This window comes from Asticcacaulis biprosthecium C19 (assembly GCF_000204015.1).
Lineage (GTDB): Bacteria > Pseudomonadota > Alphaproteobacteria > Caulobacterales > Caulobacteraceae > Asticcacaulis > Asticcacaulis biprosthecius.
Genome location: NZ_GL883077.1, coordinates 351,293 through 374,805 on the forward strand (window position 1 = coordinate 351,293; position 23,513 = coordinate 374,805).

At 61.6% G+C, this 23,513-nt stretch carries 18 protein-coding genes and 3 pseudogenes; 6 read left to right on the forward strand and 15 right to left on the reverse strand.

The window, feature by feature from the left end:
- Positions 1-114: 114 nt before the first annotated feature.
- Positions 115-573 carry a 30S ribosome-binding factor RbfA gene (rbfA, locus tag ABI_RS01955; protein ID WP_040308845.1) on the reverse strand — a complete coding sequence of 153 codons (459 nt, stop codon included), beginning with the start codon at positions 571-573 and terminating at the stop codon, positions 115-117.
- Between the two features lie 94 nt (positions 574-667).
- Between rbfA and ABI_RS01960 the strand changes: the two genes are divergently transcribed.
- Positions 668-1,855, forward strand: coding sequence for a DUF418 domain-containing protein (locus tag ABI_RS01960; protein WP_040308500.1), 1,188 nt, complete (start codon positions 668-670; stop codon positions 1,853-1,855).
- A gap of 68 nt (positions 1,856-1,923) precedes the next feature.
- Here the strand turns inward: ABI_RS01960 and ABI_RS01965 are convergent, their stop codons facing one another.
- The 8 genes from ABI_RS01965 to htpX all read right to left on the reverse strand — a co-directional run bounded on the left by ABI_RS01965 (position 1,924) and on the right by htpX (position 9,831).
- Positions 1,924-2,634, reverse strand: a complete 711-nt coding sequence (locus ABI_RS01965) for a hypothetical protein (RefSeq protein ID WP_006271135.1) — start codon at positions 2,632-2,634, stop codon at positions 1,924-1,926.
- A gap of 334 nt (positions 2,635-2,968) precedes the next feature.
- Positions 2,969-3,862, reverse strand: coding sequence for a formyltetrahydrofolate deformylase (gene purU, locus ABI_RS01970; RefSeq protein WP_006271136.1), 894 nt, complete (start codon positions 3,860-3,862; stop codon positions 2,969-2,971).
- Positions 3,863-3,914: 52 nt separating this feature from the next.
- The gene (locus ABI_RS01975; protein ID WP_006271137.1) at positions 3,915-4,244 is read right to left on the reverse strand and encodes a hypothetical protein; all 330 of its coding nucleotides are present in this window, start codon (positions 4,242-4,244) and stop codon (positions 3,915-3,917) included.
- Positions 4,245-4,323: 79 nt separating this feature from the next.
- Entirely contained in the window at positions 4,324-4,692 is a 369-nt protein-coding gene (locus ABI_RS01980) for a glycine zipper 2TM domain-containing protein (protein ID WP_006271138.1), read from the reverse strand.
- Between the two features lie 304 nt (positions 4,693-4,996).
- Entirely contained in the window at positions 4,997-6,721 is a 1,725-nt protein-coding gene (locus tag ABI_RS01985) for a heparinase II/III family protein (protein WP_040308501.1), read from the reverse strand.
- Complete coding sequence (gene rpe, locus ABI_RS01990; protein ID WP_006271140.1) at positions 6,721-7,380, reverse strand: ribulose-phosphate 3-epimerase; 660 nt, start codon at positions 7,378-7,380, stop codon at positions 6,721-6,723. Before rpe ends, ABI_RS01985 begins: the two co-directional genes overlap by 1 nt.
- A 50-nt stretch (positions 7,381-7,430) precedes the next feature.
- Positions 7,431-8,804, reverse strand: a complete 1,374-nt coding sequence (locus tag ABI_RS01995; RefSeq protein WP_006271141.1) for an RsmB/NOP family class I SAM-dependent RNA methyltransferase — start codon at positions 8,802-8,804, stop codon at positions 7,431-7,433.
- 118 nt (positions 8,805-8,922) lie between these two features.
- Entirely contained in the window at positions 8,923-9,831 is a 909-nt protein-coding gene (gene htpX / locus ABI_RS02000; RefSeq protein WP_006271142.1) for a zinc metalloprotease HtpX, read from the reverse strand.
- An 82-nt stretch (positions 9,832-9,913) separates the two neighbouring features.
- Here htpX and ABI_RS02005 point away from each other — a divergent pair, with 82 nt between their 5' ends.
- Complete coding sequence (locus ABI_RS02005) at positions 9,914-10,117, forward strand: DUF1674 domain-containing protein (RefSeq protein WP_006271143.1); 204 nt, start codon at positions 9,914-9,916, stop codon at positions 10,115-10,117.
- 1 nt (position 10,118) lies between these two features.
- Here ABI_RS02005 and pyrF read toward each other — a convergent pair whose 3' ends face one another.
- Positions 10,119-10,808 carry an orotidine-5'-phosphate decarboxylase gene (pyrF, locus tag ABI_RS02010; RefSeq protein WP_040308847.1) on the reverse strand — a complete coding sequence of 230 codons (690 nt, stop codon included), beginning with the start codon at positions 10,806-10,808 and terminating at the stop codon, positions 10,119-10,121.
- A 109-nt stretch (positions 10,809-10,917) separates the two neighbouring features.
- On the opposite strand from pyrF, the pseudogene ABI_RS26410 reads away from it, so the two are divergent.
- Together ABI_RS26410 and ABI_RS02015 are read left to right on the forward strand one after the other, a co-directional pair.
- Positions 10,918-11,049 (forward strand): annotated as a pseudogene (locus ABI_RS26410) (MarC family protein); the annotation flags it as partial.
- Between the two features lie 103 nt (positions 11,050-11,152).
- On the forward strand, positions 11,153-11,665 hold the full coding sequence (locus tag ABI_RS02015) for a MarC family protein (RefSeq protein WP_006271145.1): 513 nt from the start codon (positions 11,153-11,155) through the stop codon (positions 11,663-11,665).
- A 342-nt stretch (positions 11,666-12,007) separates the two neighbouring features.
- Here the strand turns inward: ABI_RS02015 and ABI_RS02020 are convergent, their stop codons facing one another.
- Both ABI_RS02020 and ABI_RS02025 read right to left on the reverse strand, forming a co-directional pair.
- Positions 12,008-13,615 (reverse strand): tryptophan halogenase family protein, encoded by a 1,608-nt coding sequence (locus tag ABI_RS02020; protein ID WP_006271146.1) that lies wholly within the window; start codon positions 13,613-13,615, stop codon positions 12,008-12,010.
- Positions 13,616-13,715: 100 nt separating this feature from the next.
- Positions 13,716-14,453 (reverse strand): GntR family transcriptional regulator, encoded by a 738-nt coding sequence (locus tag ABI_RS02025; RefSeq protein ID WP_006271147.1) that lies wholly within the window; start codon positions 14,451-14,453, stop codon positions 13,716-13,718.
- A gap of 669 nt (positions 14,454-15,122) precedes the next feature.
- On the opposite strand from ABI_RS02025, the gene ABI_RS02030 reads away from it, so the two are divergent.
- Together ABI_RS02030 and ABI_RS02035 are read left to right on the forward strand one after the other, a co-directional pair.
- On the forward strand, positions 15,123-17,645 hold the full coding sequence (locus ABI_RS02030) for a beta-N-acetylhexosaminidase (RefSeq protein ID WP_006271148.1): 2,523 nt from the start codon (positions 15,123-15,125) through the stop codon (positions 17,643-17,645).
- 137 nt (positions 17,646-17,782) lie between these two features.
- Positions 17,783-18,289: a pyridoxamine 5'-phosphate oxidase family protein gene (locus ABI_RS02035; protein ID WP_006271149.1), complete on the forward strand. Its 507-nt coding sequence runs from the start codon at positions 17,783-17,785 to the stop codon at positions 18,287-18,289.
- Between the two features lie 281 nt (positions 18,290-18,570).
- Here the strand turns inward: ABI_RS02035 and purH are convergent.
- The 3 genes and pseudogenes from purH to infB form a co-directional block, all read right to left on the reverse strand.
- Positions 18,571-20,174, reverse strand: a pseudogene (gene purH / locus ABI_RS02040) (bifunctional phosphoribosylaminoimidazolecarboxamide formyltransferase/IMP cyclohydrolase).
- Positions 20,175-20,485: 311 nt separating this feature from the next.
- Complete coding sequence (locus tag ABI_RS02045; protein WP_006271151.1) at positions 20,486-20,878, reverse strand: glycine zipper 2TM domain-containing protein; 393 nt, start codon at positions 20,876-20,878, stop codon at positions 20,486-20,488.
- A gap of 210 nt (positions 20,879-21,088) precedes the next feature.
- Positions 21,089-23,513: pseudogene (gene infB / locus ABI_RS02050) on the reverse strand (translation initiation factor IF-2); the annotation flags it as partial.

Below are 23,513 nucleotides of genomic sequence, written 5' to 3' on the forward strand. Positions count from 1 at the left end.
CCCTACGGACGGTGGAATGGACCCCTCCGTCAGCGACTTGCCTCCGACTTCGTCTTCGGCGGCGCGCTGCCACCTCCCCATCCAGATGGGGAGGAGAAGGAAAGGTATAACCCGTTAGTTGCCTTCCTCTTCATCCTCGTCGTCGTGCCGCAGATCCCGCGCGATATCCGGCCGCATGAACAAAGCGTCGATCCGGGCGGCTTCATTGAAGCTCTCATCATGCAGGAACCGCAGCGCCGGCGTGAACTTCATGTCGATCATCCGCCCCAGGACGCCACGCATATATTTGCTGTGCTTGTTCAAGGCCTCAACGATCGCACCAACCTGAACATTGCTGTTGATGCCGGCGCCTAAGGGTTCAACGAACACCGTGGCGTGGCGCAGGTCCGGCGACATCCGCACTTCGGTGATGGTGACCGACACGTCATGTAACGCGTCGTCGTGAATCTCTTCTTCGCGCAGGATCTCCACCAGCGCATGGCGCACAATTTCTCCGCCACGCAACTGACGCTGGTTCGGGCCGAGTTCGGCTGGCTTTTGCCCGTGAGGTTTGGCTTTAAGGGGTCGTTTCATCCCGCCCATATAGGGGTTTTTGCTGATTTTTCTATGGAAAAATTCAGGCTGCGGGTTATGACAGGTAAAACCATATAAATATGAGGGAGATACCATGGCTGCCGTGAAACCCGATTTCGTTCCGCGAATGGAAGGGCTCGACGCCCTGCGCGGCTTTGCCCTGTTTGGGTTGTTCATCGTCCATATGCCGGAACTGTTCGAGCTGTACTGGGCCCACCCGGTCACCGATCCGACCCAGCTTTTGTGGCACGACACCATCTTTACCATTTTCGCTGGCAAGGCGTTTGCGCTGCTGGCCCTGTGTTTCGGCGTGTCGTTCTTCATCATCATGGACCGGTCGGCCAAACGCGGCCAGGACTTCTCTGTGCGCTTCGTCTGGCGCCTGGTCGTACTGGGCGTCATCGGCCTGCTGCACGGCCTGTGGTACCGAGGCGATATTCTGGAAGTGCTGGCGGTGATGGGGCTTTTCATCATTCCCTTCTATCGCCTGAAATCGAACGGCCTTGTGCTGGCGATTGGCACGTTTTTCCTGCTTCAGCCGTGGATGATCTTCCAGTTGGTCAATGCGCTGAACGGCGCTGAATGGGCTAACAAGCCGTTTGGGTTCTGGAGCGGCACCATCCCGGAGGCCTATCTCACCGGCAAGAGCTTCATGGAAACCGTGCGCATGAACTGGGTCGACGGCCATCCATTCAAGTGGCTGTTCATGCTCGAATCTGGCCGTGTCAGCCAGATTCTCGGCCTGTCGCTGATCGGTATGGCGCTCGGGCGTATAGATTTCTTCGGCCAGCCCGACAAGTTCGTCCGCACCCGGATTATCTCTTTCCTGATCGCGGCGGTGCTGGCCGTCGTGCTGTTTTTCCAAAAGGACAAGCTAAGCGGGCTGATGCCGGACACGGTGGCCATGGCGCGTCCGCTATGGAGTTCGATGGTGGCGAGCTGGTTCGACCTCAGCGTCATGTTCACCCTGATGATGGGTTTCCTGGTGCTGTATTTCAGCTTTGCCCATAAGGTGCTGAACCTGCTGGCGCCGGCAGGTCGCATGACCCTGACCCTGTATATCCTGCAGTCGATCGTTTTCGTGCCGGTCTTTTACAGCTTCGGTCTGGGGCTGCACGCAACGATGTCACAATCGACCGCCGTGCTGATCGGTTTGGCGGCCTTTGCGGTCCAGGTTGTTTTCGCTCACCTGTGGTTCAAGGCGTTCCTTTACGGTCCGCTTGAGTGGGTCTGGAGAGCGGCGACCTATCTGACGCTAAAAGTGCCGTTCCTGAGAAAGTAGGCTCGCCGCATTCTTCGTTGCGCTAACGCCGCACGGGCGGCCCCGTTCGCTCCTTGAGCGCGGGCGACCTATCTGACGCTAAAAGTGCCGTTCCTGCGCAAGACCTCAGCCTGAATTTCCAGGAATGCCTTGAGCGGCAGATAGAAGCCCAGGCGGTTCCATGGCGCCTGGGCCAGTCGTGTGCGCAGCTCTTCGATGTGGTTGACCGCCATCCAGAACGAGAGGACGTACAGCGTCCAGACCTGCATCAGAAGGGCAGCCACCGGTCCGTGGCCGTCGTCGTCCTCGGCGCGTGCGACGGGCTCAAAGCGAAGCGGCTCGGCCGTGACGGGTAGGGTATTGAATTGCTTCAGAATATGACTTTTCAGCGCGCCTTCGGCGAAGCGGCGTCGGTTGCGCACGGCTTCGGGTTTGGCAACATCAAGGGCGTAGTAGTCGAGCACAGCCTGGGCAATGGCCATGTCATAGGCAAACAGGCGGTGGCCGTCATGGGTGAGCACACGATGAGCCTGGGCACGGCGGAAGCCCAACCGTTCCTGGATCGCCGCGACGCGAGGTTTCCCGGTGGCCCAGTCACGGCCGATATTGCCGATATGAGCGTTTTGCACGCCGCACAGTGCCGCCAACCCGCGTTGGGTCAGGTAGGGCTCGCCATTGCTGAGCAGGCCCATGCCGATGCCGTCGATCTCGGCATAGGTCGCAACCGTCAGCTCAAGCTTGGGTCGCGACGGTTTGCGTTTTCCCGCGACAGGGGAATCGTTATGCGACAGTTCAAACATCTAGCCCGCCCCGCTGTGTGAAGGAAATGTGACGAAAGGCTTACGCTATAACGGATTTGATGCGATTGTGCAGCGCAAGATATTCTTAATCAAGTCTTAACGCGCTTGCGAGAAGCGGATAAGCGCTCACATCTGGGGATAAGTGCGGAATGACACACGGGATGCGCTTTGACTCCCTCGCCCCTTTGAAGGGGAGAGGGTTGGGGTGAGGGGTATTTCCGCTATCAGACGTGCGCCCCGCACCAACCCCTCATCCGGTCTCCGCTTCGCTCCGACCACCTTCTCCCCTCAAGTGGGGAGACGGAAAGAAACGCAATTCTTAGCGAAACCCAACTCAGCTAAACACGACCGTTTTGCCGCCGTTGATAATCACCCGGCGTTCGGCATGCCATGTCACCGCCCGGGCCAGCACCCGCGACTCGATATCGCGGCCGATGACCACCAGCTGCTCCGGCGTCAGTCCGTGGTGAACCCGCTGGACATCCTGCTCGATGATCGGACCCTCATCCAAGTCCGAGGTGACATAGTGCGCCGTGGCGCCGATGATCTTCACCCCACGGGCATGAGCCTGATGATACGGCTTGGCGCCCTTGAACGACGGCAGGAAGGAATGGTGGATGTTGATACAACGGCCTTGGAGCCTGCGCGCCAGGTCATCACTCAGGATCTGCATGTAACGCGCCAGCACAACCAGATCCGCCTGATGGCGGTCGATCAGCGACAGGAAGGCCGATTCCTGTTCGTCTTTGTTCTGCTTGTTCACTGGCAGATAGACGAACGGAATATCGTTCCATTCGACAAAGGAGCGCATGTCTTCATGGTTGGACATGACGCCGGTGATCTCGACCGGCAGCAGGCCAGCCTTCCAGCGGTGCAGAAGTTCATAGAGGCAGTGGCCGAACTTCGACACCGCGATCAGTACGCGCGGCTTATGCGACAGGTTAAAGACTTGCCAGTCCATCGAGAAGCGGTGGGCGATCGGCTTGAAACCGTCGCGCAGGGTCTCCATAGGCGGCGTTTTCGGGCCGGCCTGTTTGAACACGACGCGGACATAGAACATGTCGCCCCGGTCTTCGCTACGATGGGCGTCATTGAACTGGTTCGACTCGACAATCGAAATGTCATTGTCATTCAGATAGCCGGACACGGCAGCAACGATGCCGCGGGTGTCGGGGCATTTGATGATCAGGACGTAGTGGGACGGGTCGAAGGCGGAGGTGTCGAGCATGACCGCGCCTATAGCATCAAAACCTTGAAAAAGTACAAGGTTTCAAAGGAAATCAGAAGAAGCGTTCGCTTTCGACCTTTTTGGTCTTTGGGTTGACCACGGCGCGAAAAGAGCGGGCATTATTGTAGACGATGGTACGGGCGCTGTCGCCGCTTTCGTACCAGACCGAAAAGACCACCTTGTCGTCTTCATGGCGATAGAACTGGACGGTGTAATCGGCGCTGTCCCATCCGCGGCTATTGCTGACATAGTCCTCGACCACAGGGATAAGCTTCTTGTCCTGTTTGGTGACCTCGATGCGTTCGTCATCGCTGGTGACCGTATCGGCCAGGACCGGTGCAGCCGTCAGAGCAAGGACGAGGGCGACGAGGACAGTTTTCATACGACCACTATAAGCGCGAAATAGCGGCAATAAAAAGCCCCGCTTTTGACGGCGGGGCCCTTTCAGAAGGATGCGTTGGTTACTCGCGAACGTAACGGTAAACCACCTTCTCGTATCTGCCGTTCGGAAGCTTGCGATAATGCGTCTCGCTGCGGTAGGCCGCCTGATCGACGCACTTCTTCTTGGCATTGTTCTTGCCGATCTTGTTGCCGACGACACCGCCAACAACGGCGCCACCGACGGCGCCCAGACCGCGTTCGTTCTTGCTGATCTGCGAGCCGATCAGACCGCCGGCGATCGCGCCGATCACGGCGCCCTTCTGGCCGCTCTTCTTCTGTTCGTACTTACAGACATAGGAGACCGCATTGGCCTGGGGGATGGCCACCGTACCGGCCATAAGCCCCACAGACACCAGGGCCACAGCCGCACCTTTTACAAATTTCGACATCTTGCCCTCCTTGGGGCTGGTTATCCCGTAAACGCAGGCAAGATACGAAAGGAGGTGTAAGGAAGCAGTGAGCTTGTGCCGCCGCAGGCGTAAAAACCGATCACGTGGACACGGAGTCTGTTCTGAACGCGCCGCGTAGCGGATTTCGACCAAAAGTGGTCCACAGATTACACAGATTAAGAGGGATTAAGAAAGTTGTCGGCGATACTTACCTTAATCCCTCTTAATCTGTGTAATCTGTGGACCCACTAAACGAAAAATCCCGCTGCGCGGCGCGTTCAGGCTGATTCCCCCAACTATTGCGCTAACCTTCCGCCGGGGACAGCTTCCACCGCACCCGGGTCGGGGAATCCAGCCGCGCCGTGCCTCGCAGAACGATCAACACCGATTTGCGCGCGCCGCCGCGTTCAAAAACCCACCCCGGCTCCAGCATCACATCACGCGCATCGTGCCGCAACCACCAGCCACGACCACCCGGCCCACGCAGCAGCACACTTTTCCGGTCGCGCGCCAGGGAGGCCTGAACTTCCGGATGCAACAGAAAGCGCACCGTAAAGGTCGCCTCGACCGGCAGATCCTTCTGCTTGGTTTCCATCGGCGTCAGACGCTCTTCGCCCCGCAGTTCGTCGCGGTGGGCGTCGACATACAGCCGCCGCTCGTGCTTCAGACCGAAGGTATCACGCCAGCCCTCGTGCTCCATCTCCAGCAAAACGCCGGAATCCTCAGCCTCAACCCGGCGCGAACGCAGCTTGTAGCGCGGCCCTTCCAGGCCGAAGTTCAGCATCTCGCCGATCCGTCCGGTCATCGGAGACAGGATCGGGCGTTCGCTCAGGGTGAGCGTATTGCCGGCGTTGATGACGCGGAAACCTTCCTGATCCGACTGGCTGGGCGACCAGCCCGGCAGAACGATCAGCTTGTCACGACCGCCCGAGACTTCGAACGCCATGGGCTGGTCGCAGGCGGCGTAACCCATGACACCTGTCTTCGATTCGCCGGCATCGACGAAGACGCTCAGCGAACGGCCGGTCATGCGATGATAGCGGCCATGCTCCAACACGTTGGGCACGGCGGCTGAAGCCTTTTGATCGGTGCGGACCAGGGCCGGCACGACGTGGTCTTCCAGGATTGATTCCGATCCCTGAAAGGCGCACAGGCTGCCATCGGGGTGCGAACAGGCACGCACAAAACGCATCAGGCGGTCGATATAGTGATCGAGATAGTCGGGTACGGCCATGCCACGTTGGGACAGGGCGTCCTCGACCAGCAGCAGGTCATACAACAGGTCCAGGCCCTGTTCCGGGCTGCGCGAGGCGTGCGAACCGTCGGGCAGGACAACCTTCTTCAGCACCTTGGGCAGGCGGCTCAGGCCGCGTTTGCGGAAGCCATCACCGACTCCGCCGGACAGGACGCAGCCCAGCAGCACCAGAGCTACGGCCTGCTGCGCCACCCAGGGGGTCTGCTGCGACAGGCGCAGCAGATGCCGGCCCTGTTCGGCCATCGACTGGGCCAGCAGGTGGACCTCATCGGGTGCGGCCAGACCGGCCATGCGGCGGGCAAACAGCGACAGATTGATCAGCCGGCGCGGCAAGACTTCTTCGCCCCAGCTAAACGGGGTCCAGTTGCGGAAGGTCTTGTGCCACAGGATGAACAGGCGGACGGCTTCGCGCGTGCCTTCGTCGCCATGGGCCATCAGGGAGGACAGCCAGACATAGCGGTGCAGTTCAACCGCGAAGGCGCGGGTGGGACTGGGGCGGTTCCACGGATCGCCGGAGCCCTGGACACTCATCCGCGCGTTCGACAGGTGAAAACGGCCCGACAGGATGGCCTTGCCCATCAACGGCTGAACCGGGCGGCCGTCGTGCGGCGCGGCCAGGAAACCGTCGGGCGTGCGCCCCTTCAGGGTCAGGCGATAACCCGGCATACCGAACAGCTCGGCCCCGATCTGCTTGCGCAGCAAGACACCCACGACCTTGGCCCAGGGCGTCTTGACGGAGGGAAGCTGGGGGGTACCGGGCTCGAAAGCCTGCATCACAGGCCTTTCAGAGTCTTGATATTGTCGGCATAGGCATCACGCCCGCCCTTGAACACCGCAGTCCCGGCAACCAGGGCCGTAGCGCCGGCCGCGACGCATGACGCGGCGTTCTGGGCATTGACCCCGCCGTCGACCTGAAGGATCGCCGCGCTGCCCGTTGCGTCGAGCCTGGCGCGGACGGTTTCGATCTTGCGAAGTTGCGACTCGATGAAGCTCTGGCCGCCGAAACCGGGATTGACACTCATGATCAGGACCAGATCGACGTCCTCCATGACCCAGTCGAGGATCTCGACCGGGGTCGCCGGGTTGAGAACCACACCGGCCTTCGCGCCCAACTGACGGATATATTTCAGGGTGCGGTGCAGGTGCGGCCCGGCTTCCGGGTGAACGCTGATCAGGTCGGCGCCGGCGTTGCGAAAGGCTTCGAGGAAGCTGTCCACCGGCGAGATCATCAAGTGGCAGTCGAACGGCAGGTTGGTGTGCGGCCGCAGCGCCTTCACCACATCGGGACCGATGGTGATGTTGGGCACGAAATGGCCATCCATGACGTCGATATGGACGAAATCGGCGCCGGCCTCAGTAATAGCCCGCACCTCTTCGCCCAGACGGGAGAAATCGGACGCCAGAATCGACGGACAGATCAGCGGTGCGGTCATCTTGGGTACTCTGTGGAATATCTGTGCTTAATGCGTGCTCAGTAGCATGGTCAACCGTTTTGGCGGACGAGATGGGCGATAAAAAACCCGTCCTGGCCACCCGGCCGATGATGCGGCAAAAGCCGCAGCCAGCCCTGAGCCGCGACCGATTCAACCGGCACCCCAAGGGCAATCACCGTTGCGTCATCCGGCTTTTTGATGGCGAAGTCCGGATGGCGGCGCAGGAAGGCCACGACCTGGGTTTCGCCTTCCTCGCGCTCCAGGGAGCAGGTACAATAGATCAGGGATCCGCCCGGTTTGACCCGACCCGACGCCGAGTCGAGCAGGCGATGCTGGACGTCGGCCAGCTTGGCGATATCGGTGGGGCGCGTGGCCCACAGCACGTCCGGCTGACGGCGCAAGGTGCCCGTGGCCGAGCACGGCGCGTCGAGAAGAACGGCATCGAACTGACGCGTATCTTCCCAGGTTTCGGCGTCGCCCATGACGACCTCGGCGGTCAGGCCGGTGCGGACCAGGTTTTCCTCGACGCGCTTCAGCCGGTTTCTCGAGCGGTCCAGCGCGATGACATCACCACCGGCGGCGATCATCTGGAGCGCCTTGCCGCCCGGTGCCGCGCACAGATCAATCGCGGTCTTGCCGGTCAGATCGCCCAACAGGCCTGCAGCGACCGACGCGGCGGCATCCTGGACCCACCATACGCCTTGGCCATACCCGGCCCATTCGGCAATATTGCCGCGCAGGGCCGAGCGCAAGGCCAGGCCGCCCAGCGGTGTCCCCTGAAGTTCGTCCTTCAGGCGTTCGAGGTCGGCGGCCGTTTTGAAGGTCAGGTCGGTTGCCGGTTCTTCGGTCAGCATCAGGGCAATGCCCTCGGCGTTAGGTTCGCCATAGGCGGCCTTCCAGCGCTGGAATAGCCAATCGGGCGCCAGTCGCGACGGCAGCGGCGTGTTCAGCCCGCCTTCGCGGATGACACTGCGCAGGATGGCGTTGATCAGCCCCTTGAACGGCCGGGTATGGGCTTCGCGTTCGGCTAGCTTGACCGTAGTCGAAACAGCGGCGAAGTCCGGCACCTGCATGAAGCCGATCTGGGCCAGGCCGATGCGCAGCAGCGCCCAGACGCCATCATTGGGGGCTTTCTGGGTCTTCTTGTCGATGACGTAGTCGAGCTGACCCAGGCGGCGCAGAACCAGCATGGCCAGGGCCCGGGCAAAACCACGTTCGGAGTCATTTAAGGACAGGAAATCGCTGCGGGTGACGGCTTCGTCGAAGCCGGTGCGCTTTTCCAGCGCGGCATCGATCAGGGTCAGAGCCGCCAGGCGGGCGTTCATGCCGATATCGCCATCGTCGACGATGCGTTCGGGTTCCGGACGGGGGGCGCGCGGACGTGACTTTTGCAGGGGTTTCTTGCTGGGGCGGGGTTTGTTCAAGATGCTCGGCTTCTTCAGGTTCTGGTTTTTAAGATTCGGGGCTTTAAAAAAGCCCTCTCCCCAGAACAGGGAGAGGGTTGTTACGGGCGCTATAGACCCCGGCGGGCTCCGGGTAAAGTCACGTCGTTGGCACGCTGGTGGTGGACGTGCCGCCGTCGGCCGAACGTTTCAGGCTCAGGCTGAGCGCGATCAGGGCCTTGACCCGGTTCTCGGTCGCGGGGTGGGTCGAGAACAGGTTGTCCATATGGCAGCCGTTCAACGGGTTGATGATGAACATGTGGGCCGAGGCCGGGTTGCGCTCCGCCGCATGGTTCGGCACACCGCGGGCATAGGCCTCGATCTTGCGCAGCGCCCGGGCCAGGGACTCGGGGTCGCCGGAAATCTCGCCGCCCAGCCGGTCGGCTTCGTATTCACGCGTCCGGGAAATGGCCATCTGGACGATCGTGGCGGCGATCGGCGCCAGGATCGACATCAGGATGACGGCAAAGATGTTGCTGCTGCCCCCTTCGTCATCGCGCGAGCCGCCAAAGAACATGGCGAAGTTGGCGAGCGACGAAATGGCGCCGGCCAGGGTCGCCGTGATCGTCATGGTCAGGGTATCGCGGTTTTTGACGTGAGCCAGTTCGTGCGCCATCACGCCGCGTATCTCTGACCGGTCCAGGGCTTGAAGCAATCCGGTGGTCGCGGCGACCGCAGCGTTTTGCGGATTGCGGCCGGTGGCAAAGGCGTTGGGCTGAGGGTTGTTGATGATATAGACGGCCGGCATGGGCAGGCCGGCGCGGCGGCTGAGGTCTTCGATGTCGTCATAGTACTGACGCACCAAGCCCGTGGCACGGCTTGGGTCGACCGGCTCGGCCTGGTACATGCGCAGCACGGCCTTGTCCGAATTCCAGTAGGCGAACAGATTCATGGCGACCGCCAGGCTCAGGGCGATCAGCATCCCGGTCGGGCCCCCGAGCATCAGGCCGATGACGCCGAACAGGGCGGTCATACCAGCCAAAAGCAGCCAGGTCTTCATCGGGTTCATGGTCGTAAATCGCTCCTTGCGATATGGGTGGGTTGATCCTAAATGTAGGGTCACATCCCAAGCCTGCAAGGGGATTACAGAAATGTCATCCGAGCCCGATCTGTCCGACCTGACTCCGAAAAAGGTACTGACCCCGGCCGCCCAGCGCGCCCTGGCCGAGGCCGCCGAACGCCGCGCTTTGACCGAGGCCGAGGCAGCGCGTGCTATCGAGGAGGGCGGCCCGCCAGGCCCCGAGCCGACGCGCTATGGCGACTGGGAACGCAAGGGGATCGCGGTAGATTTTTAATTCACGCGTTGTGAATCGCCCGCAAGATGTCCAACGTCGCGGCCTTCGGGTCCGGCGCGCGGGTAATCGGCCTGCCGACCACCACATGCGAAGCGCCGTTCAGGAAAGCGTCCTGCGGCGTGGCTACGCGTTGCTGATCGTTCAGGTCGGCGCCGACAGGACGCACGCCCGGCGTCACGATCAGGAAGTCCGCCGGCACGCGCGCCCGGATCAGGGCAGCTTCGTGCGGTGAGGACACCACGCCGTCGAGCCCACATTCCACCGCCTGGTCAACCCGGCGCAGCACCAGGTCGCTCAAAGCCATCCCGTAGCCCATCTCATCGAGATCGCCTTGGGACAGCGAGGTCATGACCGTCACGCCGATGATCTTCGTCGTACCGTCGCCACGCCCGGCGACCGCAGCCTTCATCACCTGGGGCTCGGCATGGACGGTCAGCAGATCACAAGCGCCAGCCACGGCGGCACGGGCGGCGCCTTCGACCTGGGCGCCGATATCGTGCAGCTTCCAGTCCTGGAAGACCTGCTTGCCCTGAGCTTTCAATTCGTCGCAAAGGCTTAAGCCCCCCTGGGCCAGAAGCGTCAGGCCGACCTTATAGTAGCTGACCGACTCCCCCAACGCCCCGACCAGGGCGCGTGCGGAGGCGAGATCCGGTTCATCCAGGGCCACGATCAGGCGCGGGTCGGCAGACAGGGTCATAGCAACACTCCGAGGCAAGGGGTGAAATGTCAGGGGTGTTGGGGGCGTAAACGATTTGCTATGGCAGGACAAGACGCGTTGTCAGCGAATCACGGGGCAGACCATGTTCGAGAACTTTTCCTTCGCTGGGCTGTTTGTCTTCTACATCAATTTCTTCATTACCCTGTTCGCCCTGATCGACCCGATTGGCAATGTGCCGATCTATGCCGCCGCCACCCAAACCCAATCACCTAAGTCCCGGCGCTGGCTCAGTATCTATATCGCGCTGTTCACGGCGCTGATCCTGACCATCTTCTTTTTTTGCCGGCCTCACTATCCTGAAATTCTTCGGGATTTCGATGGATGCCTTCCGCATCGCCGGCGGGCTGCTGCTGTTCCTGATGGGTCTGGACATGGCGCGCGGCGACTTTATCGAAAGCTTTACCCAGAAGGACGAGGTCCGCGACGGCCAGGCCCACCTGGGCGTCCAGCCTTTGGGTCACCGCGAAACCGCCAAGAAGAGCTTCGAAAAGCTGGTCGTTCCGTTCGCCTTCCCGCTGATGGTCGGGCCCGGTACGATTTCGACCGTTATCATCCAGGCCGGCGTGGCTGACGGCTTTGGTATAACGGGCAAGGTGGTCGGCGTTCTGGCCATCGTCACCACCGCCCTCGCCATCCTGCTGACCCTGCTGTTTTCCAACACCATTTCACGGATTTTCGGCCGCGTCGGGATGGTGGTGGTCATCCGGGTGCTGGGGCTGATCCTGTGTGCCCTGTCGGTGCAGATCATTATCTCTGCCCTTGATGGAATCCTGGCCGCCGACATCATCCTGGAATCGGCATCACACCCCTATGATAAAAAGGGTCACTAAATTCGATTAGGCAGGAGGATGGATCTCCCACGCGAAGCGCCTTTATTCCCTGCGGTTTGGAGTTGGGCGTCGGTCGAGTCAGGGCCCCGAATTCCGTGTCTTACGTGCAGGCCACCATCGGCGGTGCTTCCGTGTGGTCCGCGTTGCCCTTAAATGTCAGCGGCCGGCCGGCCGGCTGGGAGCTTTCTGAGACAAGAAGCGGGAACACGGACCGCACGGAAGCCGCTGCGCGGCGACACTGAAAACACGGAAATTCAGGGTTCGGAACGGCAAGGCTCAAAACCTCATTATCTCCGGGAATAATGGCGCTTCGCGCGGAGCTCCCCCAACGGCAAGTGGAGGTTATCGCGCCAATGCCGGGGCCGGGGACGGCGCCCGTTCGACGAAGCCGTTGTCATAGATGGCCTTGATCGTCGCGCGGTGCGCCGACAGATCCTTGGCCGCCTGTTCGCCGAAGCTGTGGATGCGCGAGAAGATCTGTTCCGCCTTGTCCTTCATCGGCAGGGCACGGCCCGCCGCCTGATAGTCCGTGTGGAAGTTCATCCCGTACAGAATGTATTGGTAGTTGAAGTGCGCAAAGGTCTCGTGGTCGATGACGAAATCATAACGCGATGGTGGCCTGTGCTGCCAGATGTCCAGCAGCATGCGCAGCCGTTCGGGGATGCTTTCGGCCGCCGTGTTATCCCGCCAGAACGGTTCCTCACGCTTGCTCAGGCAGTAGTGCAACTTGATAAAGTTGATGATGGCATCATAGCGTTTGACCATCAGATCGTTGAACAGTCCGGCCGAAGCATCAATCGGACCGGAATGCGGGAAGAACTCAGCGATCTTGTTAACCGCCGCCTCGATCAGCACCATGCCGGTCGATTCCAGCGGCTCCAGGAAACCCGCCGACAGGCCGACAGCGACGCAATTCTTCACCCAGTGCTGGGTGCGGTAGCCGGCATCGAAACTGATGTGCCGCATCTCGACCGCGGCCGTCTTGCCGCCGCTGCGCGCGACATAGGCGGCCAGGACCTCTTCGGCACGGCTTTCGCTGGTGTGGTGACTGGAGTGTACGTAACCGATGCCGCGGCGGTTGGCCAGGCCGATGTCCCAGGTCCAGCCGGCCTCATGCGCTGTGGCTATGGTATAGCTTTCCAGCGGCGCATTGGCATTGGGATAGGAAACCTGGCAAACCACCGCGCGGTCGGCGAACAAAGTGCCCGACACCGGGCGGAACGGCACGTTGAGCGCCTTGCCGAGAAGTTCGGACCGGAAGCCGGTGCAGTCGACGTAGAGATCGGCCGAGAGGCGGCCATGGTCCGGCGATATCGCATGGCTGATCGCGCCGGTGTCGTCCAGAACGACCTCGCCCAGCAGGCCCTGCAGGTGATGTACGCCCAGGGCCTTGGCGCGGCGCGCCAGGACGTTGGCGAAACGCGCGGCGTCGAAATGGTAGGCATAGTTCAGTGGGCCGGAATAGTGCCCCTGGTACAGCCGCTTGGGCGCCAGGCGGGCATCGGCAATGCGCTTTTGGAAGGTGACGGCTTCGGCATAGGGCGGGCGGGTGGCCGGGTCCTGGATCAACCAGTAGGGCAACAGCTCCAGCTCCTCCTTGCCGAGGTAGGGTGCTTCGAACGGATGGAAATAGTGGCTGTGGACGTCGTTTCTGGGTGTCACTTCCCAGTCGTCGAAGCGAATGCCCTGTTTGAACGCCGCCTGGCTTTCACGCATGAATTCAGCTTCTTCGATCCCTAGGGTGCGCAGGATGTTGCGAGTGGTCGGAAAGGTGCCTTCGCCGACGCCGATGATACCGATGTCGGGCGATTCCAGCAGGGTAATGCGCGGGCCGCCCTGACGTTCCTGGCCGAGATGCGTTGCCAGATAGCAGGCGGTCAACCAGCCGGCCGCGCCTCCGCCGACGATCAGCACACTGCGATCGGAGGCATCTGACGCTTTGGTTTCCATCCGCGAGGTCCGCCTTATCTTTTGCTAGAGGCTCAGGCGTTGTTTTTACGCGGGTTTCTGCCAAATGTCCATGCGACAGACAGGCAGATCATCGGCGAATTCAGGCCCGATTGAGCTCCGCCACCACGTCGTAGGCATCGCCGCGATAATAGCTTTGGGTAAATTCCGCCGCGCGGCCGTCCTGCAGGAAGCCCCGGCGTTCAATGAAGAGTCCAGCATCCCCCGTCCGAACGCCCAGAATGTCAGCCTGTTCCGTCGTGAAGGCGACGGCGCGCAGGCGTTGCAAGGCACGGACCGGCCGGTTGCCGGCGGCGTCCAGCGCAGCGTAGAGCGATTCAGCGACCGCTTCGAGCGACGGCAGGCAATAGGCGGGAATCGTCGAATATTCCAGGGCCATGGTCTGGCCGTCGGCATAGCGCAGGCGCTGGAAGCGATAAACCTGGCTGCCCGGCGACAGGCCCAGCGACAGGGATTCCTCCGGTGTCACGGCGCCGACCGAACGGGCCAGCCATTCCGAATGCGGCACGCGACCGCGCGATATCATGTCTTCGGAGAAGGAGGACAGCTTGGAGAAGCTTTTTTCGACGCGGGCCGCGACAAAGGTGCCAGCGCCGCGGCGGCGCGTGATCAGGCCTTCGGTGACCAGGCCGTCGACGGCCTTGCGCACGGTCAGGCGCGACACACCGAACTCTTCGGCGAGGTCACGCTCGGGCGGAATGGCGGCTTCGGGACTGATAACGCGGCCGACAATGGCATCGCGCAAGACCTTTTGCAGCTGCATGTACAGCGGCGCCGGATCATCGACCTGAAGACGGCCTACGGTTTCCATAAACGACATGTCTGCCTCCCCAGGCGGTTTCAAGTCCGGTTCGCTTGCCGTTGACGGCTGGAATTTATGTGGACCTGTTCACCTGTGCACGGGATACCACCGGCGAACAAAATGACTATGCGGGATTGGTATGCATCCGTCAACGTCCGTTACGGACATAACGTCCGCTCCACGACAACTGAATTCCGCGGCCGGTTTGTCTTGGCCAAGGTCGTTAACAGCTTAAAATCTATGTCCTTTCCATTGTCCCGGACAGAACTGCGCCACCCAGAGCAGGTTTGACCGTCGCCTCGGATGCCGAATTCTGTCTGTAATTGGTTCTGTCTAAAGTCCAGACTTGGGTCGGTGGATGAATGAAATGGAGAAATTACTATGAAAACACGGAAGTCCGGTCGAAAACGTGCTCAAAGCTGACTTAGACGCGCAGCCGCACGCCGGCTTTCGCAGTTTTTCCGCAAACACTTGAATTGGCTTGGTATGTAATCGGCATGGTCACCAGCGGAAGGGACTCTCTTCTATCGGTAGCCCGTGGCTTGTGTTACCGACAGTTGCCGCGAACGGAAAGATTTCCCGTTGCCGTAAAATGGTTATGTATTGGTACCAGACGGGTCTTGTCATTCCTTGACAACCGGCCGTCCATACGTCAACCTCCCGGACAAAACCGAAGAGGGAACCGACATGTCCAAGACCGTCCGAAACACGCTGCTCGCCGGCCTGACATTACTGGCCACAACAGCCCTGACCACACCCGCCTGGGCGATCAGCCAGAGCGAGATCGACAACCTGGCCCGACACCTCGGCTATCAGTTCACCATCCTGGACAATAAATCGCCGGAAGGCTTCGTCAGCGAGATTCGACTGACCCTGCCGAAGACCCTGCCGCAGGGTGCCTGGCGCGTGCATGTCGGCTTCGTGGCGCCGATGAAGAAGCTGGACAGCGAGGTCTTCGACCTCAAGCACATCAACGGCGACAACTACGTGCTGACGCCGAAGGCCGACGCGGTGCTGAAACCTGGCGCCACCTACAGCTTGAAACTCACGGGTGACGGGCGCTGGTACAACGCCTTCAAGATGATGCCCAACGCCTATATCACCGCGGATGGCGTTCAGGCCCGCACAATCGAAGCCACTCGGGCCGCGATCGATCCCGCCACCGGCGAAGAAATCCTGCCGTTCCACACGCCGCTGGCCGACGAAGCCGTCACCGGCAGCGATGACGCCAATATCTGGATGACGGCCGAGCGCTTGTTCCACCAGACCGCCCAGCGCCAGGCCACGGTGCCCACGCCGCAATTCGTTATCCTGCCGACACCCGCCGCGATCAAACGGCTGGACGGTCCTGCGCTGAACCTGAAAGCGGGCTTGAAGATCGCGATCAACACCAACCTGTCCGATGTCCGCGCGGCGGTCGCCGACCTGGAAAACGCCGGATTCCGTCTCAGTGACGCCGGTATTCCGGTGGCCATCACCATTGACGCTACGGCCGGCAAGCCCGGGTCCTATCGACTGAAGGCACAGAACGGCAAGATCGCCATCACTGCCGCCGACGCCTCGGGCGCCGCCTATGCGCTGGAATCGTTGCGCCAGCAGGCTGTTTTCGAAAGCGGCCGCCTGAAGCCGCTGGAGATCAGCGATGCGCCGCGCTTTGCCTTCCGCGGCCTGCATATCGACGTCGCCCGCAACTTCCAGAGCAAGGCCTATATCCTGGGTCTGATCGAGCGGATGGAAACCTACAAGCTCAACCAGCTACATCTGCATCTGGGCGACGATGAGGGCTGGCGCCTGGCCATCACCGACCTGCCCGAGCTGACCGATATCGGCGGCCACCGCTGCCACGATCCGGAAGAAAACAAATGCCTGCTGCCCCAGTTGGGCGGCCTGGCGGAGGGCGGCGGCTATTCCGACGGCTATCTGACCCGCGAAGACTATATCGAGATCGTTACGGCGGCCACGGCGCGCCATATCACTGTCATCCCGTCCTTTGACATGCCGGGCCATTCGCGCGCCGCCACACGGTCCATGGAGGCCCGCGCCCGCCGGCTGATCGCCGAGGGCAAGCCGGAGGAAGCCGCGCGCTACCGCCTGATCGATCCCGAAGACACCACCGTCTACGACTCGATTCAGCACTATGACGACAACACGCTGAATATCTGCATCCCCTCGACCTACACCTTCATCGAGAAGGTGATCGACTCCATCGCCGAATATCATCAGGCCGCCGGCGCGCCGCTGAAGCTGTACCATATCGGCGCCGACGAAACGGCCGGGGCGTGGAAGGAGTCCAAACCCTGCCAGGCGCTGATGCAGGCGGAAAACCTGACCGCCGAGAAGATGACGCCGTACTTTATCCAGAAGGTATCGGCCATTCTGGACGCCCGCGGTATCGAACCCGCCGGCTGGAGCGACGGCATGGGCCATGTCGAACCGGCGAAGATGCCCAAGGTCGTCCAGTCCAATTCGTGGGGCGGCCTGTTCAGTGGCGGCATCAAGGAAGCGCATGAGCACGCCAACCGCGGGTGGGACGTCGTCATGTCGACCCCGGACGTCATGTATCTCGACATGCCCTATGCCTTCGACCCAAAGGAGCGCGGCTATGACTGGGCATCGCGGGCCACAGACCTGTACAAGGTCTTCGTCTTCATGCCGCAGAACCTGCCGGCCAATGCCGAGGTCATGGCAACGATCCAGAACACCGCCGGCACCATAGCCGACGCCACACCCCTCACCCAGACCGGCGAAATCACCGGCATTCAGGGCCAGTTGTGGAGCGAAGGCGTACGCAGCGCCCAGATCGCCGACTACATGCTCTTCCCCCGTGTGATCGCCCTGGCCGAGCGCGCCTGGCACACCGGTTCGTGGGAGCCGGACTATGTACCCGGGAAGACCTATAGCTGGGGCGGCGGCCAGGTGAATGGCGCGGCCCTGCTCAGTGACTGGCAGGGCTTCAATGCCCGTCTCAAGCCGCACCTGGCGGCGCTGGACAAGGCCGGGGTGCGCTATCGTGTGCCGGTGCCGGGCGCCCGCGTCAATGGCGGTGTCTTGGAGGCCAATGTCGCCTATGGCGGCCTGACCATCCAATACCGCACCAAGGGCGGCGCCTGGAAAACCTACGGCCCGCCGGTCGAGGTCAAGGGGCCGGTGGAACTGCGCACGGTTGCGGCCGGCGGTGGGCGCTACAGCCGCACCGTGTCGGTCCAGTAGCCTCGTGTCAAAAAGTGGTCGCCACGTTTTGGGTAAACATGAGGGGCTATAAGACCTTCTTATTTTTGCCAGCGATGGCGCTTATCGCTTCCTTACGGCCGTTTGAGGACAATCTCCGCACATTCAGGAGATCGCTTATGAATACGCTGTATGGTGATGAAGCCCGCGCCAAGATCTGGGCACTGATCAAGGACATCAAGGTCGCCATGATGGCGACCTGGGATGGTGATAGCCACGAGTCCCACGCTCGCCCGATGATGGCGCTCGAAACCGACCAATTCGACGGAACCTTGTGGTTTTTCACCGGCAAGCATTCACGCAAGGCTGACGAAGTGCGCGATGCCCATGAGGCGCTTCTGACCTATACCGACCCGAAGGCGATGAACTATGTCTCGGTCTCCGGCCGCGCGTCTCTCGTCGACGACCGCGCCAAGATCGACGAGATGTGGACCGACTACGCCAAGATCTGGTTCCCGGAAGGCAAGGAGGATCCTAACCTGACCCTGCTGAGGTTCGACGCCGACACAGCCGAGTTCTGGGAAGCACCGAATGCGGTGGTACGCAGCGTCAGCTATCTCAAGGCGCTGGTGACCGGCACGACGCCCGACATCGGCACGGTCGGCCGGGCCAATATGCAGCATTGAGACCGGCGCAGGCATTGTAACGCCTATGCAGCTGGAGCCGCGTAAAGGGTTATCCACAGATAAGCCAGATAAGCCAGATGGACAGCGTTTGGGTTGGCAACCTGCGCTAAGTTCGGGCCGAGTCTACTGACGAGCAAAGCTCGTCGACCCAGAAACAGTTGCACAATTTCAAACTATTGCGCTGATTGCGCTGTCCATCTGACTTATCTGGCTTATCTGTGGACAGCCCTTCTTTGAGGCCGTCGACACCCCTCAAGTGTCGGCAAGATCACCCTTGAAAATCAGTGCCGGAAGACCCGCACGCCGGTGAACACCATAGCAAGTCCAGCCTGGTCGGCGGCGTCAATCACCGCCTTGTCGTTCATCGACCCCCCGGCTGAATGACCGCCGTGGCGCCCGCCGCCGCTGCCTCCAGCAGACCGTCGGGGAACGGGAAGAAGGCTTCCGACGCACAGGCCGACCCCGAGGCCAGCGAGTCCGAAAGACCGAGGCCTTCCGCAGCTTCCTTGGCACGCAGGGCGGCAATGCGGGCCGAATCCCGGCGGTTCATCTGGCCGGCGCCAATGCCGGCGGTACGGCCGTCCTTGGCATAGACGATGGCGTTCGACTTGACGTGCTTGGCCACGGTGAAGGCAAACAGCATGTCCTGGATCTCGGTCGCGGTCGGTTGACGTTGCGTCACCACCTTCAGGTCGGCCGCCGTGATCCGCGCCGTGTCGCGCGATTGTACCAGCATACCGCCGGCCACCGAGCGGAAGACCTGACCGCCGGCCAGCGGATCGGGCAGAGATCCGGTCACCAGCAGGCGCAGGTTCTTCTTGGCCGCAAAGACCTCGATGACGTCCTCGTCGACCTCGGGCGCAACCACGACTTCGGTGAAGATTTCGACGATCTTCTCGGCCGTGGCGCGGTCCAGACGGCGGTTCAAGGCCACAATGCCGCCGAAAGCCGAAACCGGATCGCATTCCAGCGCCCGGCGATAGGCCGTCGTCAGGTCGTCGTCGACGGCAACACCGCAGGGGTTGGCGTGCTTAACAATAACGCAGGCCGGGGCGTCGAACTCAGCGACCAGCTCGATCGCCGCATCAGTGTCGGCGACATTGTTATAGCTCAGCTCCTTGCCCTGAAGCTGCTTCGCGGTGGCCACACCGGGACGATCCTCACCGGTCTTGTAGAAGGCTGCCGACTGGTGCGGGTTCTCGCCATAGCGCATCGTCTGCAGCCGGGTGCCACCCACCGTCTTGCGTTCGGCGTAGTCGTCGCCCAGTTGAGCGGCAAACCACGACGAGACGGCGGAATCATACGCCGCCGTACGGGCGAACGCCTTGGCAGCCAGAGCCTTGCGCAGAGCCAGGTCGGTGCAGCCGCGTTCGGCAATCGCAGCGAGGACCTGGTCCATGCCGGCCTTGTCGACGCATATGGAAACGTAGGAGTGGTTCTTGGCCGACGACCGGATCATGGCCGGGCCGCCGATGTCGATGTTTTCTATGGCGGCTTCGAACGTGCCTCCAGCGGCGACCGTGGCTTCGAACGGGTAGAGGTCAATCCAGGCAATGTCGATCGGCAGGATATCGTGCTCGTCCAGGGCGCGGGCATGGTCCGGCGCGTCGCGATAGGCCAGCAGTCCGCCGTGAACCTTGGGGTGCAGGGTCTTGACGCGTCCGTCCATCATCTCCGGGAATTTGGTGATCTCCGAAACGTCCTTGACGGCCAGGCCGGCGGCATGGATGGCGGCGCGCGTGCCGCCTGTCGAGATCAGCTCGATCCCGGCCTGGCTCAGCGCCGTCGCCGTTTCGATCAGGCCGGTCTTGTCGGACAGCGAGATGAGGGCGCGTTTGGGAGCGACAAGATCGGGAGCAGGCGGGAAATCGGGCGCGACGGGCATGAGCGGGTCCTGGGCGGTTCTTTGGGGGAGGAAATGAGTCGCGCGCGGTTTACACGACACATCCGGGTTTGCCTATAGGCGAGGCCCTGAACCTGGAGATTCGTGTCCAGTGGCGAGTCGGGATGATAAAAACAACTCTAGATTCACCAGAACGATGTTATTTTCATCAATGCTTGATTATATACTGACGGAATCTCCGTGCAACGGATTGCACCACAATCAACATTGATAGAGGGGCCTTAACCATGAAATACCCGCCGGCAGGGAAGCCCTACCGGCGGGTGATTTGGGGTTAACCAAACCCTTTAATCTTAACGGTATCCGTAGGCATACCCGCGGTCATACCGGCGATCATCGTAGCGATGGTAGCGGTCGACGCGGCGGTTGCCGTAGGTTTCGCGGGCCTGGGCTTCGATCTTCTTGCAGTTCGACTTGCCCTTGTCCTCGCCCAAGCTGCGGCCCAGGACGCCCCCGATGACCGCGCCGCCGACGGCGCCCAGGCCACGTTCATTCTTGCTGACCTGCGAGCCCAGCAGACCGCCGGCGATCGCGCCGATGATCATGCCCTTCTGGGCATTTTCCTTCTTTTCGACCTGACAGACATAGGACTGACGGGCCGAAGCGGCGGTTGGGACGGCAGCGGCGCTCAGGATGAGGCCGGACGAGATGACCGCAGCCATGGTGGTTTTGATCAAGGTCTTCATAGCTTGGTCTCCTTTCAATGAACCGGCCGGGGTTGGATGTTTCCGTGCCGTTGATGAGGACCTTTATAGACCTGCCAAGGTGAACGGCGTTTGAGCCGCGCGTTCATCCTCATTCAGGTGTGTTATTTTGTACAACCGCAAACCCTTGGCATATAACGAAAATGGCCCGGCTGAAGCAGCCGGGCCATAATTTTTTCAATGCGCAGAGATTTACAGCGTGCGCCGGATCTCTTCGACCGTGAAGCACTCGATAAAGTCGCCGGCCTTGATGTCCTGGAACTGCCCAAACGACATACCGCATTCCTGGCTGACCACAACTTCGTTGACCTCGTCCTTGAAGCGCTTGAGCGTGGTGAGCACGCCCATGTCCTGAATGACGACGTTGTCGCGCAGGATGCGGACGCGCGCGCCTTTCTGGACCTTGCCTTCGGTGACGCGACAACCGGCGACGCGGCCAACCTTGGAAATGTCAAACGCCTCCAGCACTTCCGCGTTGCCGAGGAAGGTTTCGCGCTGGACTGGTGCCAGCATCCCGGACAAGACGCCCTTGATGTCATCCAGCAGGTCATAGATGATCGCGTAGTAGCGGATCTCGACACCTTCGCGTTCGGCCAGGTCGCGCGCCTGTTTGCCGGCGCGGACGTTGAAGCCGATGATGGGCGCGTTGGAACCCTTGGCCAACTGGACGTCGGATTCGGTAATGGCACCGGCGCCGGAGTGGATGATGCGCGCACGCACCTCTTCGTTGCCGATTTTTTCCAGCGAGCCGACGATGGCTTCGGTCGACCCCTGGACGTCGGCCTTGATGATGAGCTGAAGTTCCTTGACCTTCTTGTCGGCCAGCTTGCTCATCATGTCACTCAGCGACACGGCACCGACCGGCGCAATCTGCTTCTCGCGGCGGACGCGTTGGCGGTACTCGGTGATTTCGCGCGCACGGGCGTCGTTTTCGACCACGGCGATCGCTTCACCCGGATCGGGCGTGCCATCCAGACCCAGGATTTCAACCGGCATGGACGGACCGGCTTCCGCCAGTTGCTCATCCCGTTCGTTGATCAGGGCGCGGACACGGCCGAAGCTGGAACCGGCCACGACGATATCGCCGCGCTTCAAGGTACCACGCTTGACCAGGACGGTAGCGACTGGACCGCGTCCCTTGTCGAGCTTGGATTCGATCACCACGCCCTCGGCCGTACGGTCGGGGTTGGCGCGCAGATCCAGGACTTCGGCCTGAAGCAGGATGGCTTCGATCAGGTTGTCCAGGCCCAGGCGGTTCTTGGCCGAGACCTCGACAATCTGGGTTTCGCCACCCAGGCTTTCGGCGACGATTTCGTGCTGCAGCAGCTCATTGACAATGTTCTGCGGCTTGGCGCCCGGCTTGTCGATCTTGTTGATGGCAACGATGATCGGCGTCTTGGCGGCGCGGGCGTGATTGATGGCCTCAATGGTTTGCGGCATGACGCCGTCATCGGCAGCCACGACCAGAACCACGATATCCGTCACATTGGCACCACGGGCACGCATGGCCGAGAAGGCGGCGTGGCCCGGGGTGTCCAGGAAGGTGATGCGTTCGTCGCTGGGCAGGCGAACCTGATAGGCACCGATGTGCTGGGTAATGCCGCCGGCTTCACCGGTTGCCACATCGCTGGAACGCAGGGCGTCCAGCAGCGACGTCTTGCCGTGGTCGACGTGACCCATGACAGCCACCACCGGCGGACGCGGCTGAGCGTCGTCGCTGTGGTCGTCGGAGTCAATAAAGCCTTCCATGACGTCCGATTCCGAGACGCGGCGGACGGTGTGGCCGAATTCATGGGCGACCAGTTCGGCGGTATCGGTGTCGATGATGTCGTTGATCTTCAACATCATGCCCTGCTTCATCAGCATCTTGATGATGTCGACGGCACGGACCGCCATACGGTTCGACAGTTCCTGCACGGTAATGACATCGGGGATGATAACATCACGCGAGACGCGGGTGTTGTCGACCTGATGGCCCTTGCGCTTTTCACGTTCGCGCTCTCGGGCACGGCGAACCGAAGCCAGCGAACGCATGCGTTCGACGGCGTTTTCGTCGTCACCGACCACGGCTTGCAGGGTCAGGCGGCCTTCGCGACGCTTGGGCTCGCCACGGGTCTGCGAAACGGCCTTGGTAGCAGCTCCGGCCTTGCCGCCGCGCTTGACGGCGCCACCACGATCGTCATCGTCCCGGCTGCCCGGAGCCCTGACAGGACCGGCCGCACCACGCGACGAGCGGATGCGATCAACTTCCGGCGTCGCCGGAGCATTGGGGGCAGCGCCGGTGCCCGGACGGGGCGGACGCGGCGAATTTGCGCTGTAACGTACGGTTTCGCCACGGTCCGGACGCGGGGCGTTCGGGTCGCGCGGCGGACGCGGCGGCGCATTGGGATCGCGCGGGGTGTAGGGACGGTTCGGATCGCGCGGCGGACGGTCGCCTTGCGGACGGTCACCACGGGGCGCATCGCGATTGAACGGAGGACGATCGCCCTGCGGACGGTCACCCTGAGGACGATCGCGATTGAACGGAGGACGATCGCCTTGGGGACGGTCGCCCTGGGGACGATCACGGTTGAACGGAGGACGATCGCCTTGCGGCCGATCACCTTGCGGACGGTCG

Bases quoted from the DNA above. Each gene is read 5' to 3' on its own strand.
- rpe (WP_006271140.1), bottom strand. From the start codon at position 7,380: ATGACCGCACCGCTGATCTGTCCGTCGATTCTGGCGTCCGATTTCTCC.
- ABI_RS02035 (WP_006271149.1), top strand. From the start codon at position 17,783: ATGAATACGCTGTATGGTGATGAAGCCCGCGCCAAGATCTGGGCACTG.
- ABI_RS02030 (WP_006271148.1), top strand. From the start codon at position 15,123: ATGTCCAAGACCGTCCGAAACACGCTGCTCGCCGGCCTGACATTACTG.
- purU (WP_006271136.1), bottom strand. From the start codon at position 3,862: ATGCTCGACACCTCCGCCTTCGACCCGTCCCACTACGTCCTGATCATC.
- ABI_RS01980 (WP_006271138.1), bottom strand. From the start codon at position 4,692: ATGTCGAAATTTGTAAAAGGTGCGGCTGTGGCCCTGGTGTCTGTGGGG.
- ABI_RS01965 (WP_006271135.1), bottom strand. From the start codon at position 2,634: ATGTTTGAACTGTCGCATAACGATTCCCCTGTCGCGGGAAAACGCAAA.
- ABI_RS01975 (WP_006271137.1), bottom strand. From the start codon at position 4,244: ATGAAAACTGTCCTCGTCGCCCTCGTCCTTGCTCTGACGGCTGCACCG.
- ABI_RS02020 (WP_006271146.1), bottom strand. From the start codon at position 13,615: ATGGAAACCAAAGCGTCAGATGCCTCCGATCGCAGTGTGCTGATCGTC.
- ABI_RS02025 (WP_006271147.1), bottom strand. From the start codon at position 14,453: ATGTCGTTTATGGAAACCGTAGGCCGTCTTCAGGTCGATGATCCGGCG.
- ABI_RS02015 (WP_006271145.1), top strand. From the start codon at position 11,153: ATGGATGCCTTCCGCATCGCCGGCGGGCTGCTGCTGTTCCTGATGGGT.
- ABI_RS01960 (WP_040308500.1), top strand. From the start codon at position 668: ATGGCTGCCGTGAAACCCGATTTCGTTCCGCGAATGGAAGGGCTCGAC.
- ABI_RS02005 (WP_006271143.1), top strand. From the start codon at position 9,914: ATGTCATCCGAGCCCGATCTGTCCGACCTGACTCCGAAAAAGGTACTG.
- rbfA (WP_040308845.1), bottom strand. From the start codon at position 573: ATGAAACGACCCCTTAAAGCCAAACCTCACGGGCAAAAGCCAGCCGAA.
- ABI_RS01985 (WP_040308501.1), bottom strand. From the start codon at position 6,721: ATGCAGGCTTTCGAGCCCGGTACCCCCCAGCTTCCCTCCGTCAAGACG.
- ABI_RS02045 (WP_006271151.1), bottom strand. From the start codon at position 20,878: ATGAAGACCTTGATCAAAACCACCATGGCTGCGGTCATCTCGTCCGGC.
- htpX (WP_006271142.1), bottom strand. From the start codon at position 9,831: ATGAACCCGATGAAGACCTGGCTGCTTTTGGCTGGTATGACCGCCCTG.